At 39.7% G+C, this 14301-nt stretch carries 13 protein-coding genes; 4 read left to right on the top strand and 9 right to left on the bottom strand.

Annotated features, from left to right (window positions below):
• Positions 1 to 73: 73 nt before the first annotated feature.
• Positions 74 to 1330, bottom strand: coding sequence for a TIGR03503 family protein (locus tag R3X26_RS11665; protein ID WP_317717490.1), 1257 nt, complete (start codon positions 1328 to 1330; stop codon positions 74 to 76).
• A gap of 8 nt (positions 1331 to 1338) precedes the next feature.
• Positions 1339 to 2079 carry a DNA polymerase III subunit epsilon gene (gene dnaQ / locus R3X26_RS11660; RefSeq protein ID WP_317717489.1) on the bottom strand — a complete coding sequence of 247 codons (741 nt, stop codon included), beginning with the start codon at positions 2077 to 2079 and terminating at the stop codon, positions 1339 to 1341.
• Between the two features lie 62 nt (positions 2080 to 2141).
• Here dnaQ and rnhA point away from each other — a divergent pair, with 62 nt between their 5' ends.
• Positions 2142 to 2609: a ribonuclease HI gene (rnhA, locus tag R3X26_RS11655; RefSeq protein WP_317717488.1), complete on the top strand. Its 468-nt coding sequence runs from the start codon at positions 2142 to 2144 to the stop codon at positions 2607 to 2609.
• A 56-nt stretch (positions 2610 to 2665) separates the two neighbouring features.
• On the opposite strand, the gene R3X26_RS11650 is transcribed toward rnhA, so the two are convergent.
• Positions 2666 to 3406 (bottom strand): class I SAM-dependent methyltransferase, encoded by a 741-nt coding sequence (locus R3X26_RS11650; RefSeq protein WP_317717487.1) that lies wholly within the window; start codon positions 3404 to 3406, stop codon positions 2666 to 2668.
• A 38-nt stretch (positions 3407 to 3444) separates the two neighbouring features.
• Here R3X26_RS11650 and gloB point away from each other — a divergent pair, with 38 nt between their 5' ends.
• From gloB to R3X26_RS11635, 3 genes are all read left to right on the top strand, one after another.
• Complete coding sequence (gloB, locus tag R3X26_RS11645; RefSeq protein WP_317717486.1) at positions 3445 to 4203, top strand: hydroxyacylglutathione hydrolase; 759 nt, start codon at positions 3445 to 3447, stop codon at positions 4201 to 4203.
• Between the two features lie 71 nt (positions 4204 to 4274).
• Positions 4275 to 5873 (top strand): LysM peptidoglycan-binding domain-containing protein, encoded by a 1599-nt coding sequence (locus tag R3X26_RS11640; protein WP_317717485.1) that lies wholly within the window; start codon positions 4275 to 4277, stop codon positions 5871 to 5873.
• On the top strand, positions 5873 to 6559 hold the full coding sequence (locus R3X26_RS11635) for a YIP1 family protein (protein WP_317717516.1): 687 nt from the start codon (positions 5873 to 5875) through the stop codon (positions 6557 to 6559). Before R3X26_RS11640 ends, R3X26_RS11635 begins: the two co-directional genes overlap by 1 nt.
• Here R3X26_RS11635 and R3X26_RS11630 read toward each other — a convergent pair.
• From R3X26_RS11630 to dnaE, 6 genes are all read right to left on the bottom strand, one after another.
• Positions 6556 to 7410, bottom strand: a complete 855-nt coding sequence (locus tag R3X26_RS11630; RefSeq protein ID WP_317717484.1) for an endonuclease/exonuclease/phosphatase family protein — start codon at positions 7408 to 7410, stop codon at positions 6556 to 6558. The genes R3X26_RS11635 and R3X26_RS11630 overlap by 4 nt on opposite strands.
• Before the next feature lie 61 nt (positions 7411 to 7471).
• Positions 7472 to 7810, bottom strand: coding sequence for a nitrogen regulatory protein P-II (glnB, locus tag R3X26_RS11625; protein ID WP_317717483.1), 339 nt, complete (start codon positions 7808 to 7810; stop codon positions 7472 to 7474).
• Positions 7811 to 7890: 80 nt separating this feature from the next.
• Positions 7891 to 8202, bottom strand: a complete 312-nt coding sequence (locus tag R3X26_RS11620) for a cytochrome c (RefSeq protein WP_317717482.1) — start codon at positions 8200 to 8202, stop codon at positions 7891 to 7893.
• 46 nt (positions 8203 to 8248) lie between these two features.
• The gene (tilS, locus tag R3X26_RS11615) at positions 8249 to 9562 is read right to left on the bottom strand and encodes a tRNA lysidine(34) synthetase TilS (RefSeq protein ID WP_317717481.1); all 1314 of its coding nucleotides are present in this window, start codon (positions 9560 to 9562) and stop codon (positions 8249 to 8251) included.
• Between the two features lie 116 nt (positions 9563 to 9678).
• The gene (gene accA, locus R3X26_RS11610; protein WP_317717480.1) at positions 9679 to 10638 is read right to left on the bottom strand and encodes an acetyl-CoA carboxylase carboxyl transferase subunit alpha; all 960 of its coding nucleotides are present in this window, start codon (positions 10636 to 10638) and stop codon (positions 9679 to 9681) included.
• Positions 10639 to 10787: 149 nt separating this feature from the next.
• Positions 10788 to 14267 carry a DNA polymerase III subunit alpha gene (dnaE, locus tag R3X26_RS11605; protein ID WP_317717479.1) on the bottom strand — a complete coding sequence of 1160 codons (3480 nt, stop codon included), beginning with the start codon at positions 14265 to 14267 and terminating at the stop codon, positions 10788 to 10790.
• Positions 14268 to 14301 lie beyond the last annotated feature (34 nt).

Below are 14301 nucleotides of genomic sequence, written 5' to 3'. Positions count from 1 at the left end.
GTTTGACTCTTCTCTTTTTATCTATCATTGCGCACAATACAAACAAGAAACCAACTTCCTGATGACCAATTACCTAGCTCTTAGGTGGCGCATCCAGTTGCATTGTTGGGACAGCAGCCTTACGAGCCCTTAATTTACCAATGATAAACCAAATGAGTAAACCAAGCACAATAACAACAAGGTTACCAACCAGAATTGTTAACATCCCTGTCATTCTCGCTTCTTCCCGATCACGTTTGATTCTTTCTATCTCAAGTAACCGACGCTTCTCTTCTTGAATACGCTGGTACTCTTTAGTCGATTGCTCTATATCTAATTTAGCCATAACACTAAAAGCACGCTCTTGAATCTGTAACACTAGCTCTCTTCTGGCGGCACCTTCTGTGGCATAAACTGTTCCTTTCCAAATGTGTTTACCCGCTTGGCGATCATTAGGCATCAAAAGATCGGTGGTCAGTTCATCTCTCGCCACACTACTTTGCGTAGTAATGGTCTGTTTATCGGGGGTGGTTTGCTCTACGCTCACAGCTAATGTTCCTGGTAAAATCATCCCTGCTTCACCAATAACGGTAACCATATGAGGTTCAGTTTCTTCTTTGGCTTGCGTAAAATTGACAGTAATAGGTGAAGGATAAATAAGAACTGTTTGCTCTACCGCTCTTAAGAACACGCCGTTTTCGGAAGTAATTCGCGCTCGATATTTTCCAGGAGAAACTGAAATGGGCAGATCAACAGTAAATACACCGTCTCCGGAAATTTCATCTAGATTTTTGCCATCATCTTCAAAGTCCCCTAAATTAATCGCTTCCGGTTGTGTGTTTAATTCTGGGTTATCCTCGTCTTCTACATATTTGATAAGCTTGACACTTAATTTTACTCTATCGAGAAAATCTTGCAGAACTAAAGGTTTTCCTTCTTGAGTCAACCTCGCGGTAAATTTTAACTTCTCGTTCTGATACAATCGGCTTGGGAAACTGTCTACATGTAATTTTAAATTAGATAATAATTTGATGTTATTTTTAGGCGTAACTTTTCCTACTGCTTGCCAAGGCCCAGGCATTGGACTTTCAATAGAAACAATATCCATACCATTTTCTTCATACCATGATACGGATTCTGGATGCTCCCAAGCGTAATATTTTTCCCCATCGGGACGAACCAGTACCACAGAACGAGAAGGACTCTCTCGATAAATAACAAACGATATCTGTTTTATGGTTGGATCGACTCTAAATCGATTATCCAACAAAGACACTGATGATGTTGCTGTTTCTGCCCAGCTTGAAAAACTCGCCATAAGATAGATAAAAAAAAGTACAACCCTGAACATAATGACCTCTATTGTCGCCAGAGACAGATCCCGCCTTTGTCTGCTACGATATCCAAACGTTTTTGGTGCGCTTCTACTTCATCGGCAGATGCACTTAAAACCTTAAGAGCTTTTCGCTCGATAACAGCTCGTTTGATAGATTGATCTCGATTATCATTTTTTTCCGCTGCATTAAACTCTAAGGTTGTCTGTCCCCCTGTCATTAACAGGAAAACATCCGCTAGAATCTCGGCATCCAGTAATGCCCCATGTAAGGTACGATGAGAGTTATCTATGCCATAACGGTCACATAAAATATCCAGATTATTTCTTTTGCCAGGGAATAATTTTTTTGCCATGGCAAGCGTATCGGTAATGTTACAAAACTGTTCTACTTTACCAATAGCTGGATCAAGCGTTTCAAATTCGTGATTAATAAACCCCACATCAAAGGGAGCATTATGAGCAACCAACTCCGCACCTTGTATGAAGTCTAAAAACTCTTGGTGTACTTCACTATAAAGTGGCTTGTCTCTTAAAAATTCGTCGGTAATACCGTGAACATCAATCGCATCTTCTTGAATCAGACGATCTGGCTTTATATATACGTGAAAATGTTTGCCTGTTAACTTTCTGTCTATAATCTCTACCGCACCAATTTCTATAATTCTATGCCCAAGATAGGTAGGACCACCTTCCCGGTTCATACCGGTAGTTTCGGTATCGAGAACGACTATTCTTTGTTGTTTTGAAATGTTATTGGTATTCATAATGGTATATATGTCAGACTAGAGTCATATTGAAAAAGCGAATAGAGTAATAATATCAAATCATGGCGAAACAAGTTGAAGTTTTCACAGATGGTTCATGTTTAGGTAATCCCGGCCCTGGTGGCTATGGTATTGTACTGAGATATAAGCAAACAGAAAAACAATTAGCACAAGGTTATAAGTTAACCACTAACAATAGGATGGAAATGTTAGCGGCTATTGTTGCACTGCAAGCGTTAAAAGAATCGTGTAATGTAACCCTCACTACCGACAGCCAATATGTACGCCAAGGGATCACTAAATGGATACATAATTGGAAGAAAAGAGAATGGCAAACCTCGAATAAGCAACCGGTAAAAAATGCCGATCTGTGGAAAAAATTAGACCAACAAGCTGCTCGTCACATTATCGAATGGCACTGGGTTAAAGGCCATGCTGGACATAGAGAAAATGAAATATGTGATGAAATTGCAAGAGCTGCGGCTGAAAATCCATCGAACATAGACGAAGGTTATGTTAGCGAAAAATAGCTAAAGGACAAAAAAATAACGTACCCATACATCTGAAAATAAAGGTAATAATGGCTTTATTTATCAACAGATTCAGAACGACAGCCCGCTTTTAAATTGACCCCAACCGGAGCTAATCGGCTTTTTAGATGCCAATGCGGCTTAATCAGTTTAAGTGGGTAAGTTCTTTTTCTCGCTACGATGAAATATAGACTGCCACAAGGTAGTAACCAATCACCAATAATATTTTCTAACCACGTCCAAAATGGATGCTTCATTGGAAAAATAGCGTATTGGTCTACATGCACCACTTCATAATTCAAAAGACTAAGCCAATCTTTTATCCGTCTTGGCGTAAACATGCGACCACTCCATGGTAGATTATTTTTTCGCCATGGCATTAAACTGGATAACCCAGTTAAACTTATAGGATTAAAGCCGCTCATAATTAAATATCCATCGTCCACCATGACTCTATCAACTTCACGTAATAAACGGTGGGGATCGGGCGAGTAGTCTAATTGATGGGCAAGCAAAACGACGTCGATGCTTTTCTCTAAAAAAGGCAAATCAAACAAATCAGCAACCAAAGTATGATTTGGATTCTCAATATCGAGGTTGACTTGATGCTGAATATTACACATCCTACTCATTATCTCACAACTGAGTCCACCCAGTTTGAGCATATGGTAACCAAACAGTTTAGGGCACCATTCATCAAGCCGCGTTTGAACGGATTCGGAAACCCAATCTCCGTTTTTCAGCTGTTGCCAAGAATGTGGCTGTTGATTTTTTTTTGCTGTATGTGCTGCTTTCATCTATACCCTAACTTACTATTTCATTGCTGGAGAATAAAATGTTAACCATCAAGAGCATACCCGCATTCAATGATAATTACATCTGGCTGATTCAAAATAGCGATCAACGCTGTGCTATTGTTGATCCTGGTGATGCTTTACCGGTACTCGATTATTTAAAACAACATGATTTGGTTTTAGAAGCCATCCTCATTACCCATCATCATCAAGACCACATTGGGGGTGTATTGCCATTGCTAGAACAGTTTCCCAGTATAAAAGTAGTTGGTCCAGAAAAAGAAGATATACCTCTTCTTACTCATCAGCTCAATGCTGGCGATCAATTTGGGTTATTTGAAGAAACATTTCTAGTACTAGAACTACCAGGCCATACTAAAGGTCACCTAGGTTACCTTGGCGATGGTAAACTATTTTGTGGTGATGTCTTATTTTCTGCTGGTTGTGGGCGCATTTTTGAAGGAACAGCAGAGCAAATGTTTGAATCATTAAATAAACTGCAAATCCTGCCAAACGAAACGGAAGTGTATGCTGCACATGAATATACCAGTGCAAACATATCCTTTGCATTATCGGTAGAACCGGATAACCAAGATTTACATTCCTACCGAGAAGAAGTTTTCCAAAAACGAGCAGAAGGCATTGCAACGCTTCCTACAACAATAGGTAAAGAGAAACGAATTAATCCATTTTTACGAGTAGATCAACCGAGTGTGATCAATTCCGTCGCTAATAGAACCAAAGAAACGTCTAAAATTGCAGTTTTTACTGCTTTAAGAGAGTGGAAAAACGCATTTTAACACTTTCAAGCTTGTCTATAATTTAGAGCGCAAGTATTATCATCAGTCAATTTTTTACTAGGTGATATTAAATGAGAATCTTTTTTAGTTGGGTCGTCGTGTTTTTATTGGCGGGGTGCCAAATGACCCAACAAATTGAGTCTGCCTCTGAGACGAATCCAACCAACAATAATAATGCCAATCAGACTTTAAGTTCTTCTGATACCAGTCGCTCATCAAATATTAACCGTACTTCATCAAATACGAGTAAAGACAACGATAGTGTGGCACAAAAAGCAACGCCTCAAAATAGTTCAGATGTATGGCAGCGCATAGCGATGCAATTATCGTTAGATATACCGGATCAAACTACCGTTGAACGGTATCGAAACTGGTACATTTCTCATCCAAATCATTTAGCTATTGTTTCCAAACGTGCAGAACCCTTCCTCTATCTTATTGTAGAAAAAATCGAACAACGCGAGTTACCTATGGAACTTGCTCTGTTACCTATAGTAGAGAGCTCATTTGACCCCTTTGCTTATTCACATGGCAGTGCGGCAGGCTTGTGGCAATTTGTTCCCGGCACCGGAAAAATGTATGGTTTAGAACAAAACTACTGGTACGATGGTCGACGTGATGTAGCGGCAGCAACAGACGCGGCATTAGATTATTTAACCGCTCTAAACAAACGATTTAACGGAAACTGGAGCCATGCTATTGCCGCTTACAATAGCGGTGGTGGAAGAGTTTCTCGTGCTATCACTAAAAATAAAAAAGCCAACAAACCCATTGATTTTTTCTCGTTAGATTTACCTAAAGAAACCAGTAGCTATGTGCCTAAATTACTTGCATTAGCCGATGTGGTTTCACACCAGAAAAAGTACGGCATAACTATTCCTGCGATTGAAAATAAACCCGTTTTACAAACCGTTGATCCAAACGAGCAGTTAGATTTAGCTATCGCCGCCAACTATGCGGGACTGTCGGTCACTGAACTACAAAGCTACAACCCTGCTTACAACCAATGGGCTACACCACCAGAAGGACCACACCATTTTCTGCTGCCGCTAAATTCCATCGAACAATTCAATAAATCGGTAGAAGAAAACAAAGGTAAAGGCGTCAAACTAGTACGATATCAAGTTAAGTCGGGCGACACTTTGAGTGTTATAGCAAGAAATTATGATACGACAAGTAAAATCATTAGAACTGCAAATAATTTATCCAGTAACTTAATTCGTGTTGGACAGCAGTTAATGGTACCGATTTCCAGTAAGAATAATGAAGCTTATGCTCTAAGCGCCACTAACCGACTAACAAAAATTCAGTCTAAGCAACGAGGTAAGTTTAAAGTAACTCATACCGTTTCTAAAGGCGAAAGTTTGTGGACTATTGCGAAGGAGCACAAAGTAAGCTACCAATCATTGGCAGAATGGAATGGTATGGGACCGAGAGACACACTCAAAATTGGTCAGAAGCTGGTTATATGGAAAAATAGTAGTGACGGTGGCATCATGCGCACCGTACATTATAAGGTACGCTCAGGAGATACGATTAGTGCTATCGCCAATAAATTTAAAGTCAAAACTTCAGATATCGTAAAGTGGAATAATCTCTCCAACCAAAAATACATCAATCCAGGCCAAAGCCTTAAACTGTATGTTGATGTAACCAAGGTAAATGTATGATCATTCCTTCCAGTAATCCGTTAACCATGTTACTCGATATCTTTCGTGCGCCTAGTTCCTGCTTCGCTGCTTTGTATGAAAAAGGGATATGGGGATGGTTACCTTTCGTTGCTTTGCTACTTAGCCCTTTTTTATTTTGGGGTTACTATTTTGACACGGTTGATTTTGAATGGTTAAAATCGCATTTAGTCGATCAAATTTCATCTTCCGAACCAGAACAAATAGAGCTCATTGAAGCCAATACTTTAATGGCTAGCGAAATAATAAAAGCGATTTTTAATAGGACGTTAACAATTGGACTATTAGCATTCTGGTTTTTATTGGCTGCGAAACCTAGTCGTTATCAACACGGATATTGGAAATGGTTTGCCGCCTCGAGTGTCGTGATGTTTCCTGCTGTTTTGGGCGATCTTACCAGTTATATTAGTCTACTGATGAACCACGGTAATGTGCTTTATTATGCAGCGGATCTTAATAGTTTAAATGGACTAATTAAACTTCCTTTAACTGAACAATGGTCTGGGTTTGCGCGTGCATTTCCGCTTTTATTACCTTGGTATATCATACTCGGTTACGCTGCAATGGGTGCATGGACTGAATTTACCAAAAAACAGGCGATAATGATTTCTGCATTGCCATGGTTGGGTTACTACTTTATTTGGGCTGTATACCTAATCATTTTTTAATTGTTTAATGCAAAGCTAACCAATAGCGGATTATGATCTGAAGCGTCGGTAATAGGCGCTTCTGCACTGATAAGAGTAAGTCTTTTATAAAAAACATGATCAAGAGGCATACCGTTCAAAAAGCGTTTTCGGTTATCAGGTATGAAGTTTACTTCTGTTAACTGCAATACATCCAGTTGTTGTCGTAAACTGGCTAACCTATCCTCACTCCAAGTATTAAAATCCCCTGCAACAATGATCGGGCCAGAATGTAACAGTAGATTTTGCTTAAAAACTTGGATTTGTTGTTGGTAGTCTTTGGTACCTAAAGTGAAATTAATTGCATGAATATTAACTACAGCAAGTGTTTGTCCATTAGATAACAAATATTCAGCATATAGGCCTGACTTAGGCAATTGAAGCCAAGGTTCCATCACACGATAACCACAAGCAGTGGTTGGAAATTGGTTGGCTAGATTGACCACGCCAGCACTGGTCTTAAAAGCCGAAAATGCTTGGAGGTAATTACTATCCCATTCTTGTTTCTTTATCCAGGATTTAAATTCATCCGATAGACTCGCTTCTTGTAGCAACAACAGTTGGGCATCTTGGCTAAAGGCGTCTAAAGCTTTATTCCAATTGCTTCTATTTTGTTTATAAATATTCCAAACTAATAGATTCAATTGTCCATTTTTATCAACTGGTTCGGGTGAAGCGTTGTGATAACAAAACGGTATTAAACTATCTTGATTACTGCCTATAACAAATTGCAGAGGCTGTTGCGGCACATCAAATATGAGTTTAAACAGTAATAAACCTAGTACCGCTAACAAGAAATAAACAGTAAGAAGTTTTTTTATGAATGGTTTCATTACGAAAGAGACAGGACCAAACGATTAAAAAGGAGCTAAGGCTCCTTTTAATCATATAACTTTAGATAGCGTCTTCATCTTCTTCGCCAGTACGGATACGTACTACGCGTTCAACATTGGTTACGAAAATCTTTCCGTCACCAATTTTTCCTGTTTGCGATGTTTGAATAATCGTATCAATACATTGCTCTGCAACATCAGCATTAACTACGATTTCGAGTTTTACTTTAGGCAGAAAATCAACAACGTATTCAGCGCCACGATACAATTCAGTATGCCCTTTCTGACGTCCAAATCCTTTAACTTCTGAGACAGTCATACCTGTAATACCAACTTCTGCCAACGCTTCTCTAACATCGTCTAGCTTGAATGGTTTAATGATCGCTTCAATTTTTTTCATCTTAATCCCTTAATCTTACTCATATGACAATATTTGTAATTGTACTGATAAAAACAAATAAAGCTAATGAGTTAATCGGCTTACTTCATCTGTGAATAATAAGCGGCCAAGTTTTCAATATCTTGATCATTCAAAATAGCAGCTTGTGGTTGCATAATTGCGGCATTTCCACCCGTTCTTTGCTTAGAACGATAAGCTTTGATTGAAGAAATAATATATTTCTCATTCTGTCCTGCTAAGTTAGGATAGCCATCAATAACAGATTTTCCATCCATACCGTGACAAGCAGCACATATCATAGATTTAGCTTTACCTGCTTCTGGATCGCCAGCGAATGCAGAACTACTCAATAACGCTGTTACTACAACTAACCCCGCGACAAATTTACTCATAATGCTTCCTTATACCTAAGTTTTTTTTATTATTTATCTTACACTTTTATACTTTATCCCACTGAATTTCACAATCATCACCATGAAAATCTTTGCACACAAAGAGGTTTACTAGCATAGCCACCTCATTTCCATACATAATAATAGGCGTTCTGGTTCTTAACCAACTTGGAACGTTATATTCTTGGAAGAGTTTTTTCAGTTTACGACTGTGTCCCCTTCCCAACGGATGAGCAACTAAACCTGTCGGGTTGAAATGAACGCGAACCTGTTCATGTTGTGTTGGTGCTCGCAATGATAAATTGCCAGAGCCGTATTTGCTCGTTAAACAAATCTTCCCTAATGAATCTGGTAACCGTATTGTTTTGTCAACAAACATATCAGCAGACCAAAAAGTCACATCGGTAGACTTTTGAATGCAATACAGCCGATTTCTAAAACGACGAACTTGTCCCGAAGTAATATTGATAACTGGATTGGCATCCTCTTTAGCCAAAGCGACTTGCTGCCAAATTAATTGTAATTGTACTAACGAAGGCATTATACAATTTTGCTTAGCAAGCCAAAGCCTCAACAATTGGTTTCTAGCAAGTTCACTTTCAGTTTCAAGTTGAGCAATGCACAAGCCACAATCATTATCGATATATTGTGCTAGTCGTTCGGCGAGCAATTCATTAATAAGAGCTTCTTGGTCAGCACAAAGTTGGCTGCTACGTAATACTGATTTAGCAATGGTTGGCCAACGTTTTTTCAATTTAGGAATGATGTCATTTCGCAAAAAATTACGGTCAAATTTAGTATCTTGATTGCTTTCGTCTTCTATCCAATGTAACTTTTTTTGCTGAGCATAATTTACAATATCGGCACGAAATACATCTAACAGAGGCCGAAGTAACCAGCCATCTGAAAACTCGGTAACTTTCGGCATTGCAGATAACCCTTTGGGACCACTGCCTCTTTTTAATGCCAGTAAGAAAGTCTCCATTTGATCATCGCAGTGTTGGCCAGTAAGTAGTAAATCATTTTTATTTATATGTTTTGTTAGCGCTTGATAACGTTTATTTCTAGCTTCTTGCTCAAGGCTAACTTGCCCACCTAGATTGAGTTCGACTCGTTCCGTTACTAATGGCAACTGATATTGATCACACCATTTTTGGCAACATTCAACCCAGCCATCTGCGTTGTCACTTAAACCGTGATGAATATGGATAGCAAAACAAGTCACTGATTGATTTTGTGCTTGATACTGAGCCAACAGATCGAGTAGAACTCTAGAATCAACCCCCCCACTTAACGCCAGTACCACTCGACTGTTTGGTTGGCGATACTTTTCAATCGATGAGATAACCGAATCTAACAAAGCGTAACCTCTATTTGTAGATGTAAAAAACGGACTCAAAAGTCCGTTTTATTCTAACCTATGACTCTACCTAGTGCGCTATTATTACCCGCTGTAGGCAACCATCAAAATAGCCATTAACAATAGCCGTAGCTCATCAGGCGTTGGTAACGACGTTCTAGCAGATCATCATTTTCCATTTCGACCAACTCATCTAATTGCTTAATCAGTGTCGCCTTTATATTTTCAGCCATTTGAATTGGATCACGATGCGCGCCACCTAATGGTTCTTGAATGATTTCATCAATGAGTTCCAGTTCTTTCAAACGCGGAGCAACAAGACCCATCGCTTCAGCGGCTTGCGGTGCTTTATCAGAATCACGCCATAAAATAGAGGCGCACCCTTCCGGAGAAATCACTGAGTAAGTAGAATACTGAAGCATATTAACATAATCACCAACACCAATAGCTAGCGCCCCACCACTACCACCTTCACCTACAACATTACAAATCACAGGCACTTTTAAGCCGGACATTACCTTTAGGTTTCTTGCAATTGCTTCAGATTGGCCTCGTTCTTCTGCACCAACACCAGGATAGGCACCGGCCGTATCAATAAAGGTAATGATAGGCATATTAAAACGTTCAGCCATTTGCATTAAACGTAACGCTTTACGATACCCTTCAGGTTTAGGCATACCAAAATTACGCAGTACCTTTTCTTTAGTTTCACGTCCTTTTTGATGACCGATAACCATAACTGGTCGACCATCTAAACGCGCCATACCACCAACAATCGCTTTGTCATCACCATAAGCACGGTCACCGGCTAAGGGTTCAAACTCAGTGAAGACGGTTTCAACATAATCTAGTGTATATGGACGTTTTGGGTGACGGGCAAGTTGAGCAACTTGCCACGCACCTAAGTCGTTAAAAATTTTGTTTTTTAACTCTAAACTTTTTTCTTCTAATTGAGAAATCTCTTTGTCAAGATCCACCGATACATCGCCACCATGACGCGATACATCTCTAAGTGCTTCGATCTTTGCTTCTAGTTCAGCAATAGGCTTTTCAAATTCTAGAAAGTTCAGGCTCATCATGAATCCTTTGTTATTCAGCCGCTAACAACCCTTTATATTGATAAAATTAACGATATATCAATATAATTAACTTTATATCAATATAGCTAACTTTGAACAATATTGTTAACTTTAAACTAATATAGTTCAGGTTATCGCATCTGGATTTAGTTAAATTCGAGTTCTACTTGGTTCTTTCCAAGCAATTGTTTTAATTCGTCTATTAGCTCATCATTCGGCGTCACACGCCATTCTGTTCCTAATGCCAGTTTCGCTCTAGCATCTTTTCTTTGATAATAAATATTAACCGGAACGGTTCCAGCTTTATGTGGTTCTAATATGCGACTAAACCGTTCAAAAAACTGGTTATTAATCTGTGATTCCATAATAGAAATAGATAAGCCTCGAGTGAATTTTTCACGAGCTTCTCCAATATCCATCACTTCACGAGCAGACAGTTTAAGGCCACCATTGAAGTCATCAAAGCTGACCTGTCCAGAAATGACCAATATTTTATCTTTTTGTAACAATTCTGCATACCGATCAAGAGCATCTGAATAAAGCATCACCTCTATTCGGCCAGAACGGTCATCTAATGTCATTAATCCAATTCGCGATCCGCGCTTAGTTGTCATCACTCTTGCTGCAATAACCAATCCAGCTAAAGTAAGACTTTGATCTCTTCTAGTCGGTGTCGCATCTTTTAACCGACAACTGGTGTACCGAGCAAGTTCCTTTAAATACGCGTTTATGGGATGCCCAGTCAAATACAACCCTAACGTTTCACGCTCACCTTCTAGCCAAACTTTCTCTGGCCATGCAGGCACTTGTGCATACGCTTGCTCAACCGCTTCAGGCGCGTCCGTTAGTACTCCGAACATGTCTGACTGACCAAAAGCTTCTGCTTGATGGTACTGACCTGCCGCTTTTACCGCAGCCTCAACTGACGCCATCATAGCTGCCCGATGTGGGCCCAATCTATCTAATGCACCAGCTTGAATCAACTTTTCTATTACTCGTTTATTGACTTTTTTGAGGTCTATACGAGCACAAAAATCGAACAGATCTTTAAAATGACCATCACGATTTCTAGCTTCAATAATATTTTCTATCGGTCCTTCACCAACCCCTTTAATTGCGCCAATACCGTATACAACGGCTCCAGTATCGTCAACATTAAAGCGGTACACACCCGCATTAATGTCAGGCGGTAAAACCGTCAATTTCATACGAATACATTCATCAACCAATCCGACCACTTTTTCGGTGTTATCCATATCAGCCGTCATTACCGCAGCCATAAATTCGGCCGGATAATGTGTTTTTAACCAAAGTGTTTGATACGACACTAATGCGTAGGCGGCGGAGTGTGATTTATTGAAGCCATAACCAGCAAATTTTTCTACAAGGTCGAAGATTTTCATCGACAATTCGCCATCAACACCGTTGTCTATGGCTCCTTGTTTAAATACAGAACGTTGCTTTGCCATCTCTTCTGGTTTTTTCTTACCCATAGCACGGCGCAACATATCGGCACCACCTAAGGTATAGCCAGCAAGAATTTGAGCTATTTGCATAACTTGCTCTTGATACAAGATGATGCCATAAGTCGGTTCTAAGGTTTCTTTTAATGACTCATGTTGCCATGTTTCATCCGGGTATGAGACGGCTTCTCGGCCATGCTTACGATCGATAAAGTTATCTACCATTCCCGATTGCAAGGGACCAGGACGGAATAAGGCCACCAATGCAATAATATCTTCAAAACAGTCTGGCTGAAGCCGCTTAATCAGCTCTTTCATTCCACGTGATTCAAGTTGGAATACTGCAGTTGTTTCAGAGTTTTGCAACACTTTAAATGAACGAGGATCATCTAAAGGAATCGATTCAATACGAACCGGTGGCTTACCTTCGTTTTCTAAACGAGGATTAATTAAGCCCAGAGCCCAATCAATGATGGTTAACGTACGTAGACCGAGGAAGTCAAACTTAACTAAGCCAGCAGTTTCAACATCGTTTTTATCAAACTGAGTAACGGGGAAATTACCCTCGGCATCACAATAAATAGGAGCAAAATCGGTAATTGTGGTTGGTGAAATGACCACGCCTCCAGCGTGTTTACCGGCATTACGTGTGACCCCTTCTAAGATCCTACATTTATCAATGAGTTCTTTAACGTCTTCATCGGCAGCATAGATTTCAGGTAGTTGCGGTTCGGCTTTAAAGGCTTTTTCTAACGTCATTCCTGGATCAGGTGGAACAAGTTTAGAGATACGGTCGACAAAACCATAAGGGTGGCCAAGAACTCGTCCTACATCTCGGATAACCGCTTTGGCAGCCATCGTACCAAAAGTAATGATTTGAGATACCGCATCACGACCATACATTTCAGCAACGTGTTCTATTACTTTATCACGTTTGTCCATACAGAAATCAACGTCGAAATCTGGCATAGAGACACGTTCAGGGTTAAGAAAACGCTCAAATAGCAGATCATACTCAAGAGGATCTAAATCGGTAATACTCAGCGCATAGGCAACTAATGAACCTGCACCGGAACCACGACCGGGACCAACAGGAACAAGATTATCTTTTGACCACTGAATAAACTCCATCACTATCAAGAAGTAACCAGGGAATCCCATTTGGTTGATAACGTCTAATTCAATTTGTAACCGTTCATCATAAGGAGGCCGCTTCTCTAACCTTACCTGTTCATCAGGAAACAAAAATGCCAAGCGTTGTTCTAAACCTTCTTGGGATTTTTTAACCAAATAGTCTTCTATCTTCATTCCTTCTGTTGGGAAGTTAGGTAAAAATATTTCTCCCAAACGAACTGTTACATTACAACGTTTGGCAATTTCAACACTATTCGCTAATGCCTCAGGTATGTCAGCAAACAAAGTGCACATTTCTTGTTCTGTGCGTAAATACTGTTCAGCGCTGTAATTTTTAGGTCGACGAGGATCAACTAAGGTGTAACCATCATGAATAGCAACGCGTATTTCATGCGCATCAAACTGCTCTTCATTCAAGAAAACCACTTCGTTGGTTGCTACAACGGGTAACTCCGTGTTTTCCGCTAGCTCAATCGCGAAATGAAGATAACTTTCTTCATCCACTCTACCTGTCCTTGTTAGCTCGAGATAGAAGTGATCAGGAAAATAAGTCTGATAAAAATCAACACATTTATTAACGAGAGTTTGATTGCCTTTAAGGAGTGCCTTACCAATTTCACCTGTTTTCCCACCGGAAAGCACAATTAACCCTTCTTTATGATTGATCAACCACTCTTTATCAATCACTGGTCTATGCTGAATATGTCCCCGTTGATAAGCTTCAGAGATCAGCAAAGTAAGATTATTGTAACCTTTATTATCTTTTGCCAGGATGGTTAACGTCGTGAGTTCATCGCCAAACTCATCTGACTGCATAACAAAATCAGCACCGATAATTGGCTTAACACCACAACCATGTGCGGTAAAATAAAACTTAACCAAGCCACATAAGTTAGTAAAATCAGTCAATGCCATCGCTGGCATGCCTAATTCTGCTACTTTTTTAACTAACGGCGGAACTTTAGATATTCCATCAATCATGGAATAGTCACTATGAACACGTAGATGTATAAATTTAGGTTCTGACATTATTTTTTGATTACTCGGTATTCATTGCTGGCGA

The organism is Vibrio sp. TH_r3, from assembly GCF_033101115.1.
Taxonomy (GTDB): domain Bacteria; phylum Pseudomonadota; class Gammaproteobacteria; order Enterobacterales; family Vibrionaceae; genus Vibrio.
This window is presented reverse-complemented; position numbering and strand designations above follow the sequence as displayed.